We start from the raw sequence: 17107 nt of genomic DNA on the forward strand, positions 1-17107 counted from the left end.
TTCCAATGTCCATCGACAGGCCGTTGCCCATCGTGCCAGATCGGCCCAACGAACCAGCCGCCAGGAGCACGTCATGCATCAGCCTTCTTCTTTGTCTCGCATCGATTGGGTTGCCCATAGCTGCCGGTTGCTCGCCGCCACGGCCAGAGAATTTCGCGAAACGAAGCCCTTTGCCGGCCTGACCATCGGCTCCGGCATTCATCTGGAGCCGAAGACGGTCGCGCTGCTGATGACTTTGCGCGCCGGCGGTGCCGGTCTCGTCTGCACCGGCAATCTCAATAGCACCCAGCCGGAAACAGTGGATTATCTGCGCGCCCAAGGCATCAAGGTCTTTGCGACGCAGACCAGCGATGCCGATGAGCATGGCGCGAGCCTCGATGCGATCCTGGCGGAAAAACCGGATCTGCTGCTCGACAATGGCGGCGATCTCTTTGCCCGTGCAGCCGACAAGCCCTATGCTAATCTTCTTGGCGGCACCGAGGAAACCACCTCCGGCCGCACCCGGCTAATGCCGATGCGCGATAAGCTCAACATGCCGATCCTCGTCATCAACGACAGCCCGATCAAGCAAGTCGCCGAAAACCGCCATGCCGTCGGGCAGAGCCTATTCGAGAGCTATCTGCGCTTCACCAATCGCTCCACCAACGGCAAGCGCGTCACCGTCTTCGGTTACGGCGCCTGCGGCAAGGGGACGGCAGCCTGTTTCCGCAATGCCTTTTCCGCTGTCAGTGTCGTTGACATCGATCCGGTCACCACGCTCGAAGCCCATCTCGATGGCTTCACGACGCCATTGCGCGAAGCGGCGATCCGCTCTGCCGATGTCCTCGTGACCGTTACCGGCTATCCGAACATCATCACCGCGGCCGATCTGTCACTTATCAAGGATGGCGCGATCCTGATGAATGGCGGCCACTTCCCGCATGAGATCGACGTCGAGGCATTCCGCAGTAGCCCTGAGGTCGCCGGCATCGATCGCTACGAGGCCGAATATATCGAGACCGTGCGTATGCGTGACGGCCGGGCCTTCCACATTCTCGGCGGTGGCCACATGGCCAATCTCGCCGGTCCGCGCCCGCTCGGCAACACGGTCGAATCCATGGATCTCGGCTTTACCTTGCAGGCTCGCTGCCTGGAGCGCGTCGCCAAGGGCGGGCTCGGCAGGGAAGCCTGCGTCATCCCTGTTCCCGCCGATATCGACGCCATGGTTGCCTCCGCCTATCTGGATTTGGCGCGCTAACGGGCGGCACCATCAGGCGCTCGCCAGCGCTTCCGGCAGCAGTCGATCATAGAGCCCGGCCATCTCGTCGCCGAAGCAGCAGAAGATGATCTCGCTGAAAGCGCCATCGGTACTTTCAGCAACGGCGATGCGCGTGGCGATCTCTGCGGCGGGCAAAACGGGAAAGCGGTAGACACCCGTGGAAATTGCGGGAAAGGCGATGCTCTTCAGGCCATGCTCGCGGGCTAGGCCGAGGCTGTTGCGATAGCAGGCCGCAAGCAGCCCGTCCTCGCCATTGCCGCCGCCGTTCCAGACGGGACCGACCGTGTGGATGACATGCCTGGCCTGCAGGCGATATCCCTTGGTGATCTTCGCTTGCCCGGTCTTGCAGCCGTTCAGCATCCGGCATTCGGCAACAAGCTCCGGCCCGGCAGCCCGGTGGATCGCGCCATCGACGCCGCCTCCGCCGAGAAGGCTGCTATTTGCGGCATTGACGATGGCGTCGACGGAAAGCCTGGTAATGTCGCCGAGAACGACGGTGAAGCGTGTCCGCGTGATGTTCGAAAGATCGGAGCGAATGGTTTCAAGCGCGGACATGCTGATCTCCTCGATTTTCGAAGACCTCTCTTATCGCTCCCAATAGGGCACGGGGCCATAAAGTTCCGTCAGGAAGTCGATGAAGACGCGCACTTTCGCCGGCAGGAACTGCCTGGTCGGATAGACTGCCGAAAGCGTGACGCTGTGCGACCCCTCATAAGCCGGCAGCACCTGGACGAGACGACCGTCGCGCAATTCGGGGCCGATGTCCCAGGTCGAGCGCAGCGCAATGCCGAAGCCGGCAATCACGGCCTCACGGATGACCTCGCTGGAATTGGTGATCAGCTTGCCCTCGGGACGGAAGGTAAGGCCTCCCTTGGGGCCATCCAGCCGCCAGGGATCGTGGTTGTGCGCCGGCAGGCAGATATGCCGGCGCAAATCCTCTATATCCACGGGCATGCCGTGGGTTTCGATATAGGAGGGGGCCGCGCAGAGCACCCTGCGCACGGGAGCAAGCCTACGCGCGACGAGACTCGAATCGGTGAGTTCGGCAATGCGGATGGCGATATCGAAGCCGCCGCCGACGATATCGACGAATTCGTCGCTGAGCACCAGATTGATCGCCAGGTCCGGATGCGCCTGCATGAAGGATTTCAAGTGCGGGGCGATGTGCAGCCGGCCGAAGGAGGTGGGCGCGGAGATTTTCAGCGTACCTTGCATCTGCGCCGAGCGGCCGGCGATATAGGCTTCCGCCTCTTCCAGCCCGGCCAGGATGGCAAGCACCCGGTCATAGAAGCCCTGGCCGGCCTCCGTCAGCGAAATCTGCCGCGTCGTGCGTTGCAAAAGCCGCGTGCCGAGCCTGTCTTCCAGGCGCTTGATGCGTTTCGAAATGACGGCGGGAGAAAAGCCGAGCGCGCGGCCGGCCAGCGACATGCTGCCTGTGGCGACGACGCTGGCGAAGATTTCAAGATCCCCAAGATTGGTCATGCACTATTATTTCCTGTTTTGGAATAAATGCTTATCATTTGCGCCAATTTTGGGAAAGCGCTAAGCCTGTAATGCGTTAAAAGGAGCCGACGCCCCAAATCGGACGCAGGAGGAGGACGGCATGGCCGAGGCTATTTCATTTCTGGAGCCGCGCGCGGATGTTCTCGCCCGCCGCAGCACGATCGTAGCCGACCTTGCCGATCTTCTTGCGCCGGAATGTCTCATTCATGAGGCGCGCGAACTTGTTCCCTTTGAAACCGATGCTTTCGTGTCCTATCGGCGCGTGCCGCTTGCGGTCGCATTGCCGCGTTCGACCGCGGAAGTGGCGGCTGTCATGAAATATTGCCACCGCTACGGCATTCCCGTTGTGCCGCGGGGCGCCGGCACCTCGCTTTCCGGCGGCGCGATCCCGCAGGAGGATGCCGTCGTTCTCGGGCTTTCCAAGATGAACCGCATCCTTGATATCGATTATGCCAATCGCACGGCGACGATGCAGGCGGGTGTCACGAACCTGAATGTTTCCGAAAGCGTCTCGGCCGATGGCTTCTTCTATGCACCGGATCCAAGCTCGCAGCTGGCCTGCACCATCGGCGGCAATATCGGCATGAATTCCGGCGGGGCACACTGTCTGAAATATGGCGTCACCACCAACAACCTGCTGGGTGTGAAGCTCGTCCTGACCGACGGCACGATCGTCGATCTTGGCGGCAAGGCGCTGGATTCAGCCGGATATGATCTGCTTGGCCTCGTCTGCGGCTCGGAAGGTCAGCTCGGCATCGTGACGGAAGCGACTGTGCGGCTGATCGCCAAGCCGGAAGGCGCGCGGCCGGTGCTGTTCGGTTTCGATACCTCGGAAGAAGCAGGTGCCTGTGTTGCCGATGTCATTGCGGCCGGTATCGTTCCGGTCGCCATCGAATTCATGGACAAGCCGGCGATCGAGATCTGCGAGGCCTTTGCAAAAGCGGGCTATCCGCTTGATGTCGGCGCGCTGCTGATCGTCGAGGTCGAAGGCTCGGAGGCGGAAATGGACGACATGCTGAAAAGTATCGTCGCCATTGCCCGCACCCATAGCGTCAAGACGGTGCGGGAGTGCCAGTCGGCAACAGAAGCGGCCTTGATCTGGAAGGGCCGGAAATCCGCCTTCGGCGCCACTGGCCGCATCGCCGATTATATCTGCATGGATGGCACCGTGCCGCTCAGCCAGCTGTCCTATGTGCTGAAGAAGACGGCTGAGATCATCGACGGCTACGGTTTGCGTGTCGCCAATGTCTTCCATGCCGGCGACGGCAATATGCATCCGCTCATCCTCTTCAATGCCAACGATCCCGAGGACGCCGCCAAGGCAGAGGCGGCCGGCAACGACATCCTGCGGCTTTGCGTCGATGCCGGTGGCTGTCTCACCGGTGAGCATGGGGTCGGCATCGAGAAGCGCGACCTGATGCGGCACCAGTATGACAAGGTCGATCTCGACCAGATGATGGCGGTGCGGGCGGCCTTCGATCCCGGCTGGATCCTCAATCCTTCCAAGGTGTTTCCGCTGGATGGGCGTGACGCCGCATGAACGAGTTCCATCCCACGACCGAGGCGGAAGCCGCCTCCATCATCAGCGATCACGCGGCACGCGGCGCGGCTCTTGCCGTCGTCGGCGGCAACACGCGATCCGGCTTCGGCAATGCGGTTGCTGCGGAGGCGGTGCTGTCATCCCGAGGTCTTGCCGGCATCGTTGCCTATAATCCGGGTGAGATGGTGATGACCGCGCGTGCGGGCACGCCGGTTGCCGAAATCGAAGCGGCACTGGCCGAAGGCGGCCAGATGATGACGTTCGAGCCCATGGATCATCGCGCGCTGATGGCGACGGAAGGTGAGCCGACGATTGGCGGGATTTTCGCGGCCAATATTTCCGGCCCGCGCCGCTTCGTCAGCGGTGCCGCGCGCGACAGCCTGCTCGGCGTTCGCTTCGTCAATGGCAGAGGCGAAATCGTCAAGGCCGGCGGGCGGGTGATGAAGAACGTCACCGGCCTCGATCTCGTCAAGCTGATGGCCGGCTCGCACGGAACGCTCGGCCTTCTGACGGAGGTGACCTTCCGTGTGCCGCCACGGCCGAAGACCGAGGAGACGATCGTCGTTACCGGCCTTAACGATGCCGAGGCGGCGCGAGCGATGGCTGCCGCCATGGCATTGCCGCTGGAAGTATCGGGAGCGGCCCATCTGCCGCTTACCGTCGGCTGGTCCTTTCTCGACGGCAAGCTGCCGAGAGGGGAGGCGACGGTATTGCGCATCGAGGGGCTTGCCGGCTCCGTCTCGGTGCGGGCGGAGAAGTTGACAGCCGCCATGAGTCGCCTTGGTTCGGTGGCACGCCTTGGCGAAGATGACAGCCGCAGGCTTTGGCGCGAAATCCGCGACGTGAAGCCCTATTGCGACGGCACGATGCGCCCCATCTGGCGCGTGTCGGTTGCGCCGGGCACGGGCCACCAGCTTGTCGCCGCTCTGCGCCTCGAAGCGGGGGTTGATGCCTATTATGATTGGCAGGGCGGCCTCGTCTGGATGCGAATGGAAGCCGAGCCGGAAGGTGACGTACTACGCCGCTATATTCATGCCTTGGGCGGCGGACATGCGACCTTGCTGCGCGCCACGCCGGCCCACCGCGCGACGACACCGGCCTTCCAGCCGCAGCCCGAGGCCGTGGCGCTGCTTTCGGCGCGCGTGAAGGAAAAGTTCGATCCGGCCGGGATTTTCAACCCGGGCAAGATGGCGTGACGGGGCTCTGTTCGATGCAAACCAATTTCACTCCTGAACAGCTTACCGATCCGCATGTGGCCGAGTCCGAGGCTATCCTGCGCAAATGCGTGCATTGCGGCTTCTGCACCGCCACCTGTCCCACCTATGTGACGCTTGGCAACGAGCTCGATAGCCCGCGCGGCCGCATCTATCTCATCAAGGACATGCTGGAAAACGGCCGGCCCGCCGATGCCGAGGTGACGACGCATATAGACCGCTGTCTTTCCTGCCTTGCCTGCACGACGACCTGTCCTTCGGGTGTCGATTACATGCACCTGATCGATCACGCCCGCGCCCATATCGAGAACACCTACAAGCGGCCGTTGATGGACCGGATCACACGCAATGTGTTGGCGGCGGTCCTGCCTTATCCTAGCCGCTTCCGCTTCGCTCTGCGTCTTGCGCGCCTCGGCCAGCCGTTGAAGGGTCTGTTGAGGCGTATCCCGTCGCTGAAGCCCTTTGCGGCGATGCTCGACCTCGCGCCGCGCAGCGTGCCGGCGCCGTCCCCATTTTCCAGGCCCCGCCGGCATGAGCCGCAGGCCGAGCGGCGCGGTCGCGTGGCGATCCTGACCGGTTGCGCGCAGCCGGTGCTCGATCCCGGGATCAACGAAGCGACCATTCGCCTGCTGACGCGCCTTGGTGTCGAGGTCGTAGCGCCGGAAGGGGAGGTCTGCTGCGGTTCGCTGGTACACCATATGGGGCGCGAAGAGCAGGCGCTTGCCGCCGCCCGCGCCAATATCGACGTATGGACGCGCGAGATCGAAGCCGGCGGGCTCGATGCGATCATCATTACGGCATCCGGCTGCGGCACGACGATCAAGGATTACGGGCACATGCTGCGCCTCGATCCCGCCTATGCCGGAAAGGCGGCGAAGGTATCCGCGCTTGCCAAGGATATCACCGAATATCTCGCCAGCCTCGATCTGCCCTCGCATATGCCGCGCGGCGTCACCGTCGCTTATCATTCCGCCTGTTCCATGCAGCATGGGCAGAAGATCACCATGGCGCCGAAGCTCCTCTTGAAGGCCGCCGGCTTTACGGTGCGCGACCCCGCGGAAGGGCATCTCTGCTGCGGCTCGGCCGGCACCTATAACATTATGCAGCCGGAGATTTCAGCCGAGCTGAAGGCCCGCAAGGTCAGGAATATCGAGGCGACGAAGGCCGATGTCATCGCAACGGGCAATATCGGCTGCATCACGCAGATCGCCACCGGAACGGGCATCCCGATCCTGCATACGGTAGAATTGCTCGATTGGGCCTATGGCGGCGAAGTCCCGGCCAAGCTGAAGGGATTGCAGCCGACTGCCGTCTGACCCATCTCCGGTGAAGCTGTTTTCGGCGTGTCGGCGATCTGCATCAACGTGACTCTGCTGTACGATGCGTCTGCCATTCGATCTCGAATTTGTCGGCGGCGATGCGCGTCATGCTGATGCGTTCCTGACCATCCTCGAAGAAGAGGCCGTCGATCAGGCCCGCTATGCCATCGTAGAACGAGCCTTCGACCAGGCTGGTGACGCGTTGCCTGTTCGGTCCCAGCAAGGCGAAATCGACAATCGACATGCATTGCCGCCGGCCGTCAGCGAACACGTCGATGAGCCGCGGAACATCACCGGCCACATCAACCTCGTAATAGACGACGACAGGATCCTCGTTCTCCGGATGGATCCAGTCACATCGATAATAGGAAAGGCTCATAGGCCATTATATAACACACAATCCCCCAAGCCAGAACTGGTCTGGGGAATCGGTCAAGCCTAGGGCGATGCAGTCTTAGAAATTGAAGGAGACGCCGAAGTTGATGGCGTGGGTGAAGACCCGGGCCTTCAGCGTATCGCCGCTGTCAATCGAGACATTGTTTACGAAGTTATAGTTGCCCTTGTATTCGACGAAAGTCGACCAGTGCTTGGCGAACTGGTAGCTGACGCCGGCCTGGGCCTGCAGCGATGGGCCGCCGAACTGATAGTCGAAGGTCGTACCAGAGGCGCGGGTGACTTCGACATGCGGCACGTTGATACCGGCGCCGAGGCCGACATAGGGCGTCCAGTTGCGGCTCGGATCCTGAAAGCGATACAGCGCGTTCAACGTCAGCATGTTCAGGCCGTCGGTGAATTCAAAATGCGACCAGCCCGGCGTATTGCCGAGGTCGCCGTAGACCTTGGCATGGCTGTAGTCGAGCGAGACACCCCAGTTCGGCTTGTCGAACTGATCGAGCCACCAGATGCCGCGGAAGCCGAAATAGGGTGGCATCTTGAAGGATTTACCCGACCAATTCGGGTCGAAATCCGCCCCATCGGATGTCGTCACATTGCCGCCGGTCGCGCCCTGAAAGCCACCATAGGCCGAGAACTGCATTTCCGCCGAAGCAGAGCCGGCCGCAAACAGGAATGCCGAAATCGCAACTGCGGTCATGGCCGGTTGCTTGATACGAAATGCACGATGCATGAAGAATCCCCGGATGGCGAATGTGTTACTTAGCTAAGCACGCTACAATTACGCTTCCATTACAGTCACTAGTGGCTAGAGACCGCTTAGGCAGAAGAACTGACATGAAACTGAATGTAAATGGCCCTATCGGTAGGGCAGCACGATAGGCTCGCGGCTGTAGCCGTGGCGCAACAGTGTGTTGCTGCGGATAGCAAGGAATGCGCGATATTCCGGTGGAAAACGTCCCGGAGTTGCCGGCAATTGCCGAAACATCCCCGGGATGATCATTGCGGTCGGACTTGGGTGGCCGTAGCCGATCAGCCGCCGAACATGGTTCTCAGCAGATCGACGCCGCGATCCTCATAGCTGACTTCGCCCTGCTTGTTGCCGGGGCCGACGACGATGACCTTCGTGCCGATCGGAACACGATCATAAAGATCCGTCACATCCTTGTTCATCATGCGGATGCAGCCGGAAGACATGTTCAGGCCGATGCTCCAGGGCTGATTGGTGCCGTGGATGCGGAAGGCTGTGTCGTTGCCGTTGCGATAAAGATACATGGCACGCGCGCCGAGCGGATTATCCTCGCCGCCTTCCTGATAGGCCGGCAGCTTGTGGCCCTTCTTGGCCTCGCGGACGCGCATTTCCGGCGGCGGCGTCCAGCCCGGCCATTCCGCCTTGCGGCCGACCTTGACCACGCCGGACCATCCGAAGCCTTCGCGGCCGACGCCGATGCCGTAGCGTCTTGCGCGGTTGTTGCCCTCGACGAGATAGAGATACTTGTTGTTGGTATCGATGATGATCGTGCCGGGCACTTCGTTGGTCGACAGCCGGACCAACCGCCGCTGGAACTGAGGCTTAACCTGGCCCTGGGGCTGCACGGCAACCCGGATGACATCGCTGCGGGTGGCCGGTGCGACGCTGGGAGCAGAAGCGGTGAAGGCTGCGGCATTCGAAGCCGCAAGAAGAAGAGCCGCAACGGCGCCGGCCGCCACGACGGATAGTCCTGTTTTCATATGTCATTCCCCTCGCTGATTTCGGCAAGAAACTACCGGAACCTGCGGGCGGATCAAGATCAAAATGCTCGCGGCAAAGAATCGTCCGAGAATCCGGAGGTTTCTTCTATCATTGGGCGAGAAATAGTCGCCTCAATATTATAGGGCGAGGGCGGATGGGCGCGGCGAACTCTCGGCCTCGACCGACCATGCTCGCCACACCTTTCGCCGATGCCTCACTGACTACATCACGACGACTCGGGTTCCGACCTTCACGCGGTTGTAGAGATCGGTGACATCTTCGTTGCGCAGGCGGATGCAGCCGGAGGAAACGGCGCTGCCGATCGTCCAGGGCGCATTGGTGCCATGGATGCGATAGAGGGTGGAGCCGAGATACATGGCGCGCGCGCCGAGCGGATTGGCTTCGCCGCCATCCATGCGGGCCGGCAGGTAATGTCCTTTTGCAGCTTCTCGCGCCACCATTTCGGACGGCGGCGTCCAATCCGGCCATTCCTGCTTGCGGGTAATGGTGTGAGCGCCAGCCCATTCGAAGCCGGGCTTGCCGACACCGACGCCATAGCGCCGCGCCTTGCCGCCGTCCATCACCAGATAGAGGAAGCGGTTGTTGGTGTCGATGACGATGCTGCCCGGCTTTTCCTTGGTCTGGTAGTCGACGATCTGCGGCAGGAATTGCGGGTCGACCTGACCGCGGACGGCCGGATACTGCGGACGGGCCATGGCGACCTGCTGTACGACGGGGCGCGAGAACAGCCCGCGTGGCTGCACGACCCGACGAACCTGCGGATCGCCTTGCTGTTCCATTCGAGGATCGGCTGCGCGGCGCACCATCGGACGGGCGTAGACGACCGGCTGCACGCCGCCGCCAAGCTGCGTCACCCAGGGAGCGGTCAGATCGGGGCTGACAATAACGGGCGGGCGCGACTGATAACGATCACTTGCAAGGGCGGAAGAGGCAAGCAGGCTCAGAGCGCCGGCAGCGCACAGAACGGCATGTTTCATCATCGGACAAACTCTCTACATATGGGCCGAGGATGGGCGCATCGGCGCCCGGTCGAAGCCATGGTGCCACTTGCGCGCGAGCGAATGGTAAACATCTATTCATCAAAATGCCGAGAAGCCGATAAAGCTTTATCAGGGTTACCGCTTGGTTTTGAAAGATGGTTTTCAAGTGGTAAATCATGAATCGGAATGCGCGATCATCGAAACCGGCTTATGAATTTAAGCGTTTGATTGATCTGGTTTTATCCGATAATTGCATACCGGTTTCCGGTGGCGCACGCCGAAATAGGGGACGAATCGCGAAAATGGCCGAAACGGGCATCATCACCGGTGAAGATGGCAAGGACCGCTGCTTCTGGCATGGTAACCTACCGGAATATCAGCGCTATCACGACGACGAATGGGGTCGCCCTGTTGTCAGCGACATCAGGCTCTTCGAAAAGATCTGCCTCGAAGGTTTCCAGTCGGGCCTGTCCTGGCTGACGATTCTGCGCAAGCGCGAGAATTTCCGCGCCGCTTTCGCAGGTTTCGATTTCGAGAAGGTGGCCAGGTTCGACGATGCCGATATCGAGCGCTGCGTCACAGATGCCGGCATCATCCGCCATCGCGGCAAGATCGTCTCCACCATCAACAATGCCCGCCGCGCCATCGAGATGCGTGGCGAATTCGGATCGCTTGCACGCTATTTCTGGAGCCACGAGCCGGCTGCGGCCGAACGTCCCGAAATCTTCGACCTCGCGCATCTTCGCGCCAACCCGACGACGCCGGCCTCCGTTCGGATTTCGAAGGACCTGAAGAAGCGCGGCTGGACCTTTGTCGGCCCGACCACGGTCTATGCCTTCATGCAGGCGATGGGCCTCGTCAACGATCACCTTGAAGGTTGCTACTGCCGGAAAGAGGTCGAGGCGATGCGCTGCGAATTGGTGCGGCCATGAAGAGTACGCTCCTCGGCATGTCATTGACAATATCAGCCCTGTTCGGTGCCTCCGCAGCGCTGGCTCAAAGCGACACCCAGCAGCAGCTGCCGCAGCTCGACCGCGGCGAGAAGATCGAGAAGCTCGGCTTCCCGGCCGTGCTCGAGAAATTGACGGGATGGACGAAGTTCGGCAAGGGCAAGGTCTACACGCTGCCGCTCAAAAAGGGCCAGCATGTGCGGATCACCTTCAGCTCGAAGAGCAAATATACCTTCATGGCAATCTTCGATCTGTCTTCGAATGACGACGAATCCTTCTTCGGCACGGATGAGGATGGCAACACCGCCGATGTGGCCGTCAACCAGGACACGACCTGGCTGATCAAGCCTTACTATTCGCGCGTCACCCGCCGCCGCGGTCTCGGCGCCCCCTATGAAATCCTTATCGATCCCAATCCGCCGGCGGCACAGCAGGCGCCCGCCGACCAGCAGAAGGATCAGGGACCGACGCTGTTCCCACCGCGCTCCAAGCAGGGGCAGTAAGCAGTTTCAGGAAAAGCGCGTCGCCGCTTTCCGTCCGGAGTTGTTTATGACAACGGCTCCGAGGCTCAGGACAGCGCCTGTATGACCTCGGACAATTCTCCGAGATGGCCGATCTTACGAAAGCGCGGCGCTTCCGTTGGCTCCTCCACATGCTCGAAGGCCCAGGTAAGCTCGTGCGGCACGAAGACACCGTAGCTGCCGGCCGCAAGCGCCGGCACGATATCAGACTTCAGTGAGTTGCCGATCATCATCGCCCGTTCCGGGCCGTCGCCGACCTTGGAGAAGATGCGGCGATAGGTGGAAGCATTCTTGTCGGAGACGATCTCGATCGCATCGAAGAGGTCGCCGAGGCCGGATTGGGCAAGCTTGCGTTCCTGGTCGAAAAGGTCGCCCTTTGTGATCAGGACAAGCAGATAGTTGCCGGACAGGGCCTCCAGCGTCTGGCGCACATGCGGCAGCGTTTCGACGGGATGTGCGAGAAGATCGCGGCCGATATCAAGGATCTGCGCGATGACGCTCGCTGGCACATCGCCCTCGGTGATCTCGATGGCCGTTTCGATCATCGAAAGCGTGAAGCCCTTGATGCCGAATCCGTAGTGGCGGAGGTTGCGCTTTTCTGCTTCGAGCAGGCGCGCAGAAATATGGTCGCTATCGGCATGGTCGGCGAGCAGATCGGTAAATTGCAGTTCCGTGAGCCGGTAGAACTGTTCGTTCTGCCAGAGCGTGTCGTCGGCGTCGAAGCCGATCGTGGTCAAGGGGCGTTGCGACATGGTATTTGCGTTCCGCATAAGGATGAGGACCGGAGTCTATCCTCCGTTGGCGGGGAAGCAAGAGTAAGTAGCGGTAACTGCATCGTGATCGCCCGCGGCTCTCGCGTTGAAATCGGATTGTGATGCATTATGTCGTTGTTGTCTCGATCGCCGCGGAGCCAGAGCCGGGTATCGACGACCGTCTTACGACCTCTCCAGGGCAGCGCCATCGCGGCTGCAATGCCGAGGCCAATTCATAGCCAAGAGAATAAGAGTCCACCGGCCGGAAGCGTCTTCCGGTTGACCACAAGGGAATTTCTCCTATGCGTTACAACCAACTCGGCAATACCGGCATGTTCGTTTCCGAACTTTGCCTGGGCACGATGACCTTCGGTGAGGCCAATCCCAACAGCAGCTGGGGCTCTATCGCGGATGTCGACCAGGCGCTGGCCGACAAGATCGTGGAAAACTCGCTCGCCGCCGGCATCAATTTCATCGATACCGCCGACGTCTACTCCTTCGGCAACTCGGAAAAGCTGCTCGGGCAGGCGCTGAAAAACCTCAACGTGCCCCGCAAGGATGTCGTCATCGCCACCAAGGTCTATGGCGTCATGGGCGACAAGCCTAACGATCGCGGCGCCTCGCGCGGCCATATCATGGATTCCGTGCAGGCCAGCCTTGATCGCCTGCAGACCGATCACATCGACCTCTATCAGATCCACGCCACGGATCGGGTAACCCCGATCGACGAGACGCTGCGGGCGTTGGATGATCTCGTGTCCCGCGGGCTGGTCCGCTATGTCGGCGTCTCCAACTGGCAGGCCTGGCGCATCGCCAAGGCGCTCGGCATTTCCGAGCGCCGCGGCTTTGCCCGTTTTGAAACCGTGCAGGCCTATTATTCCATCGCCGGCCGCGATCTGGAGCGTGAGATCGTGCCGCTGATGGCGGAGGAAAAGCTCGGGTTGATGGTCTGGTCGCCGCTCGCCGGCGGTCTACTCTCGGGTAAATACGGTCCCGGCGCTCCCGGCAATGGCGAGGGACGGCGTGCAAGCTTCGATTTTCCGCCGGTCGATAAGGACCGTGCCTGGGCCTGCGTCGCAGCCATGCGAGAAGTGGCGGAAAAGCACGGCTCCAGCGTCGCCACGGTCGCGCTTGCCTGGATCCTGGCGAAGCCTTTCGTCACCAGCATTATCATCGGCGCGAAGCGCCTCGATCAGCTCGACCAGAACCTTGCAGCCGTCAAGCTGAAGCTCGATGTCGACGATATTGCGAAACTCGATGACGTCAGTGCCCTTGCGCCCGAATATCCCGGCTGGATGCTAGCTCGCCAGGGCGCTCAGCGCGTGCCGCAGCCCTTCGAGCCGAAGGCCTGATATCGTGGAGAGGCCGGGCCGTCATGTCTCGTGGCGGCCCGGCGGCGATTACAGCTCGATGACGATCTTGCCGAAAGGGCCGCGATCGAGATGATCGAAGGCTGCCGGAACCTCATCAAGCGCATAGCGGTGGTCGATGACCGGCTTCAGGCCGATGCTGTCAACCGCATGCACGAGATCTTCCAGCGCGCGCCGATGGCCGACGCCGATGCCTTGTACGGTAGGAGATTTCAATAATAGCGGTGCCGCCGGGCCGGAGATGTCGAAGCCCTCGAGGACGCCGATGACGGAAATCCGGCCATGCGGCGCGACCGCCTTCAGCGACTGCGCAAAATTCGGCCCGCCGGCGATTTCGATGATGTGATCGATGCCCTGATCGTTGGTGAGGCGGTAGACCTCTTCCACCCAGTCGCTGGTGTTGCGGTCGATGCCGTGATGCGCGCCGAGCGCCTTCGCCCGAGCGAGCTTTTCCGGACCCGAGGAGGTGACGAACACCTCAGCACCCTGAGCGGCGGCGATCTGCAGGCCGAACAGCGCCACGCCGCCGGTGCCCTGCACCAGGACACGATCGCCGGGCTTGATCTTGCCGCGCTCGACCAGCGCAAACCACGCCGTCAGACCAGCACAAGGAAGCGTGCTCGCCTCGGCGTCATCCAGACTCGTCGGCGCCGATGCGAGCCAATCCTGCGGCACGGAGATATATTCGGCGAGCACCCCCGCATAGAAGCCGCCAAATGTCTTGTAGGGAGGTTTGCGGGCGTCGCCGAGCGGCTTGCCGTCGATCCAGCCGGGATGGAAGGTCGAAATGACGCGATCACCGGTCGAGAATCTGGTGACATCGTCTCCGATCGCCTCGACCACGCCCGCCATGTCGGATGCCGGCACGAACGGAAACTGGATCGGCAGGCCCATGCCCGTCTCGCGCACGAGCTTGTCGCGATAGTTCAGCGAAACGGCCTTCACCCGCACGAGCACTTCGCCGCGCGCAGGCGTGGGAACCGCCGTTTCCGTAAGGTTCAAAGGGGCGCCGACGGCGATCTTATCGAGGGTCCAGCGCTTCATGCTCTTCGTCATCATGATCTCCTGAGAGGAATTGGAAGGAATGAGCGCAGCATATCGTTGCTTGTATGTCGCCAGTGGCGATATTATTTCCGCTAAATGGTTCCCTGAAGGAAGCAATCGTCATGAATGACATGCTCAACGGCATTCCGGAATTTGTGGAGGCGGTCGAAGCAGGCGGCTTTTCGGCAGCGGCGGCGCGCATGAACCTGTCGCGTTCGGCGATCGGCAAGACCATTGCGAAGTTGGAGCGGCGTTTGAACACGCGTCTGTTCCATCGCACAACGCGGATGCAGAGCCTGACCGACGAAGGGCAGGCCTTTTACGAGCGCTGCCGCCGGGCTCTGGACGAGATACAGTCGGGCGAAGCCATGCTGGAATCAGGCAAGCGTGAGGTCAACGGCCGCCTGCGCATCTCGATGCCCGTGCTTTTCGGCCGCCGCTGCCTCGCGCCGCTGCTGCTCGAGCTTGCTCGCATGCATCCTAAACTGGAACTCGACCTCTCCTTCAGCGATCGCGTGGTCGATCTCTTCGATGAAGGCTTCGATCTCGCCATTCGCAACGGCGTGCTGCGCGACGAAGCCGGTCTCGTTGCGCGCAAGATCGCTTTCCACCGCATGACGTTATGCGCATCGCCGGATTATCTGGCTGCAAGGGGAGTGCCGCAGACCATCGAGGAGCTCGGCGGCCATGATCTGGTCGTTTACGCACGATCCGGCGAGACGAAGCGATGGACCTTCCTGCAGGGTGACGGCACGGCCGTTGACTACCTCCCGGAAACGCGGCTGCGCTTTGACGATCTGGAGGTCATTGCAGATGCGGCTGTTGCCGGGATGGGGATTACCTGGCTACCCTGCTGGCTGGTGCGGGACCATGTATATGCCGGCAGGCTCGCGCAGGTGCTGAACGTCTCCAGCCGGCCGGTCAATATTTATGCCGTCTGGCCGCAGACGCCGCATCTTCCGCTGAAGATGCGCGTGATCATCGATCTGCTGGCCGCCCGCCTGCCTGGAATCATGGATTGAGCCGCAAGAAGCAGGCGGCACTTGCTTGCCACCTGCCGTCGTGGATGAATTACTTGCCGTGCTTCTTCAGCCAGGCCTTCATTTCCTTGATCTCGGCTTCCTGCGCGGTGACGACCGCTTTCGCCAGCTTGCGCAGTTCCGGATCCTTTCCGTATTTCAACTCGATCTTGGCCATGTCGATCGCGCCCTGATGATGCGGGATCATGCCGCGGACGAAATCCGCGTCGGCATCGCCGCTATAGTGGATCATCATGTCCTTGTGCATCTTGCCCATGGCGTCGTTGTAGGCCTTGCTGGAGGCGCCTTGGTCACCCATGGGCTTGCTCATATCCATGCCCGGCATGTCTTCGGCGAAGGCGGGAAGGCCGAGGGCGAAAGCAAAGGCACCGGCAAGCACAAGCGATTTTGAAGTGGACATAGCTATTCTCTCCGTTTCTGGACGGTATCCGGATTTGAGCGGACGGTCGCTCGTTGATGGAATGCAGATGATCGTCAGGCAAATCGGGGAGGGGGCTGTGTCGGCTGCGACCGGGAGTCGGCGAGGCGCTGGCCGGGCTCGGGCGCGGGATAGGAGAATGCAAGCTTGCCGCCTGTGACCGCAAGCGTCGGCATCAAGGCGAGACAGGCCGCGCAGGATGCCACGTGATCCATCCCGCCGGCGCAGGGATTTTCCGGCTTCTTGTCCTGATGCTGCATCATGCCGCCTGTCATGCCAGCCATATCGGCGATGCCGCCATGCATGGTCATCGTCGATGTCGGGGGCGCTGCGGACATGGAATCGCAGATGGGACAGTTCGCGAGCGCCGGCATGGCGCCGTAGAACAGCCAGGCAACTACCATCGTCAGGATCGCAAACAAGCGCATGAATCGGAACCTAGATGCGCTCGCGGCAAAGACAAGCGCAAATTGCGATCCCCCCACGTTGGGAGACGATCAAGGTAGCAGTTTGACTTCTCTCAGGACTTCGACAGGCGGAAAGCTGATGCAATCCACGACGTTAAAGGTGAGGGTGAATCGGCCTGGCGTTGCCGCGGCCCATTTCAGCGCCTGGTCCGCCGAGCCCGAGGGGATCTTCATCGCTATGGTGCAATGCGGCACCCAGCGATCCGGGCGGGAATGCTCGTGGCAGAGTGCGGGGTCGATCTCGTCGTGAATGGCGGCATGTATGTTCTTCAGGATCCGATCATCCGCCGGGCGTGCCCAAAGCACCAGCATCTCGTTCGGAAAATGGCCGATGCCCGAAAACTCGATCGGCAAGGATCGCATCGCGCCGAAGACCTTCTCGGCAGCTGCAAACAGCAAGGAGGGAGCGATATCCGCATAGACGGCAAGCGTGAGATGCGGTGCGTAGTTCAGCGCCTCCATCGATGGAGCGGCTTCGAACCGGCTCGCCTCCCGCCAGAGATCCAAAACCGGGGCGGCGTTGTCGTTGGCGCATTTCAGAACGATCGCATATGGCATGGTATCTATGTCGCCTTGTCTGGTTTT

Annotated in this window: 19 protein-coding genes; 8 read left to right on the forward strand and 11 right to left on the reverse strand. The window is 61.3% G+C overall.

What is annotated here, in order from left to right; translation table 11 throughout:
* Nucleotides 1–73: 73 nt before the first annotated feature.
* Nucleotides 74–1237 carry an adenosylhomocysteinase gene (locus GGD46_RS00390; RefSeq protein ID WP_184700706.1) on the forward strand — a complete coding sequence of 388 codons (1164 nt, stop codon included), beginning with the start codon at nucleotides 74–76 and terminating at the stop codon, nucleotides 1235–1237.
* Between the two features lie 12 nt (nucleotides 1238–1249).
* On the opposite strand, the gene GGD46_RS00395 is transcribed toward GGD46_RS00390, so the two are convergent.
* Nucleotides 1250–1813 carry an O-acetyl-ADP-ribose deacetylase gene (locus tag GGD46_RS00395; protein WP_184700708.1) on the reverse strand — a complete coding sequence of 188 codons (564 nt, stop codon included), beginning with the start codon at nucleotides 1811–1813 and terminating at the stop codon, nucleotides 1250–1252.
* Between the two features lie 30 nt (nucleotides 1814–1843).
* A complete protein-coding gene (locus tag GGD46_RS00400) occupies nucleotides 1844–2740 on the reverse strand; it encodes a LysR family transcriptional regulator (protein ID WP_184700710.1) in 897 nt (298 codons plus the stop codon).
* A gap of 121 nt (nucleotides 2741–2861) precedes the next feature.
* On the opposite strand from GGD46_RS00400, the gene GGD46_RS00405 reads away from it, so the two are divergent.
* From GGD46_RS00405 to glcF, 3 genes are read left to right on the forward strand one after another with little or no spacing between them, the layout of a single operon-like run.
* Nucleotides 2862–4301, forward strand: coding sequence for an FAD-linked oxidase C-terminal domain-containing protein (locus GGD46_RS00405; RefSeq protein ID WP_184700712.1), 1440 nt, complete (start codon nucleotides 2862–2864; stop codon nucleotides 4299–4301).
* Nucleotides 4298–5497 carry an FAD-binding protein gene (locus GGD46_RS00410; RefSeq protein WP_184700715.1) on the forward strand — a complete coding sequence of 400 codons (1200 nt, stop codon included), beginning with the start codon at nucleotides 4298–4300 and terminating at the stop codon, nucleotides 5495–5497. The genes GGD46_RS00405 and GGD46_RS00410 overlap by 4 nt, the downstream gene beginning before the upstream one ends.
* Before the next feature lie 14 nt (nucleotides 5498–5511).
* Nucleotides 5512–6831 (forward strand): glycolate oxidase subunit GlcF, encoded by a 1320-nt coding sequence (gene glcF, locus GGD46_RS00415; protein ID WP_184700717.1) that lies wholly within the window; start codon nucleotides 5512–5514, stop codon nucleotides 6829–6831.
* Between the two features lie 43 nt (nucleotides 6832–6874).
* On the opposite strand, the gene GGD46_RS00420 is transcribed toward glcF, so the two are convergent.
* The 4 genes from GGD46_RS00420 to GGD46_RS00435 form a co-directional block, all read right to left on the reverse strand.
* On the reverse strand, nucleotides 6875–7213 hold the full coding sequence (locus GGD46_RS00420; RefSeq protein ID WP_184700719.1) for a DUF6881 domain-containing protein: 339 nt from the start codon (nucleotides 7211–7213) through the stop codon (nucleotides 6875–6877).
* Nucleotides 7214–7288: 75 nt separating this feature from the next.
* The gene (locus GGD46_RS00425; RefSeq protein ID WP_184700721.1) at nucleotides 7289–7960 is read right to left on the reverse strand and encodes an outer membrane protein; all 672 of its coding nucleotides are present in this window, start codon (nucleotides 7958–7960) and stop codon (nucleotides 7289–7291) included.
* Nucleotides 7961–8259: 299 nt separating this feature from the next.
* On the reverse strand, nucleotides 8260–8958 hold the full coding sequence (locus tag GGD46_RS00430) for a L,D-transpeptidase (protein WP_184700723.1): 699 nt from the start codon (nucleotides 8956–8958) through the stop codon (nucleotides 8260–8262).
* Nucleotides 8959–9180: 222 nt separating this feature from the next.
* A complete protein-coding gene (locus tag GGD46_RS00435) occupies nucleotides 9181–9960 on the reverse strand; it encodes a L,D-transpeptidase (RefSeq protein ID WP_184700725.1) in 780 nt (259 codons plus the stop codon).
* Between the two features lie 302 nt (nucleotides 9961–10262).
* On the opposite strand from GGD46_RS00435, the gene GGD46_RS00440 reads away from it, so the two are divergent.
* Nucleotides 10263–10892 carry a DNA-3-methyladenine glycosylase I gene (locus GGD46_RS00440; protein ID WP_184700727.1) on the forward strand — a complete coding sequence of 210 codons (630 nt, stop codon included), beginning with the start codon at nucleotides 10263–10265 and terminating at the stop codon, nucleotides 10890–10892.
* Entirely contained in the window at nucleotides 10889–11413 is a 525-nt protein-coding gene (locus tag GGD46_RS00445; RefSeq protein ID WP_184700729.1) for a hypothetical protein, read from the forward strand. The genes GGD46_RS00440 and GGD46_RS00445 overlap by 4 nt, the downstream gene beginning before the upstream one ends.
* 65 nt (nucleotides 11414–11478) lie before the next feature.
* Here the strand turns inward: GGD46_RS00445 and GGD46_RS00450 are convergent, their stop codons facing one another.
* Nucleotides 11479–12183: an HAD family hydrolase gene (locus GGD46_RS00450; RefSeq protein WP_184700731.1), complete on the reverse strand. Its 705-nt coding sequence runs from the start codon at nucleotides 12181–12183 to the stop codon at nucleotides 11479–11481.
* 302 nt (nucleotides 12184–12485) lie between these two features.
* Here GGD46_RS00450 and GGD46_RS00455 point away from each other — a divergent pair, with 302 nt between their 5' ends.
* Nucleotides 12486–13535 (forward strand): aldo/keto reductase, encoded by a 1050-nt coding sequence (locus tag GGD46_RS00455; protein WP_184700734.1) that lies wholly within the window; start codon nucleotides 12486–12488, stop codon nucleotides 13533–13535.
* Between the two features lie 48 nt (nucleotides 13536–13583).
* On the opposite strand, the gene GGD46_RS00460 is transcribed toward GGD46_RS00455, so the two are convergent.
* The gene (locus tag GGD46_RS00460; RefSeq protein WP_184702182.1) at nucleotides 13584–14609 is read right to left on the reverse strand and encodes a zinc-dependent alcohol dehydrogenase family protein; all 1026 of its coding nucleotides are present in this window, start codon (nucleotides 14607–14609) and stop codon (nucleotides 13584–13586) included.
* Nucleotides 14610–14719: 110 nt separating this feature from the next.
* Between GGD46_RS00460 and GGD46_RS00465 the strand changes: the two genes are divergently transcribed.
* Complete coding sequence (locus tag GGD46_RS00465; protein ID WP_184700736.1) at nucleotides 14720–15619, forward strand: LysR family transcriptional regulator; 900 nt, start codon at nucleotides 14720–14722, stop codon at nucleotides 15617–15619.
* A 49-nt stretch (nucleotides 15620–15668) separates the two neighbouring features.
* Here the strand turns inward: GGD46_RS00465 and GGD46_RS00470 are convergent, their stop codons facing one another.
* From GGD46_RS00470 to GGD46_RS00480, 3 genes are all read right to left on the reverse strand, one after another.
* Nucleotides 15669–16037, reverse strand: a complete 369-nt coding sequence (locus tag GGD46_RS00470; protein WP_184700738.1) for a DUF305 domain-containing protein — start codon at nucleotides 16035–16037, stop codon at nucleotides 15669–15671.
* Nucleotides 16038–16111: 74 nt separating this feature from the next.
* Complete coding sequence (locus GGD46_RS00475) at nucleotides 16112–16483, reverse strand: hypothetical protein (RefSeq protein WP_184700740.1); 372 nt, start codon at nucleotides 16481–16483, stop codon at nucleotides 16112–16114.
* 69 nt (nucleotides 16484–16552) lie between these two features.
* The gene (locus tag GGD46_RS00480) at nucleotides 16553–17080 is read right to left on the reverse strand and encodes a 2'-5' RNA ligase family protein (protein WP_184700742.1); all 528 of its coding nucleotides are present in this window, start codon (nucleotides 17078–17080) and stop codon (nucleotides 16553–16555) included.
* Nucleotides 17081–17107 lie beyond the last annotated feature (27 nt).

Source organism: Martinezella lusitana, assembly GCF_014207095.1.
In the GTDB taxonomy this organism is placed as follows: domain Bacteria; phylum Pseudomonadota; class Alphaproteobacteria; order Rhizobiales; family Rhizobiaceae; genus Rhizobium; species Rhizobium lusitanum_B.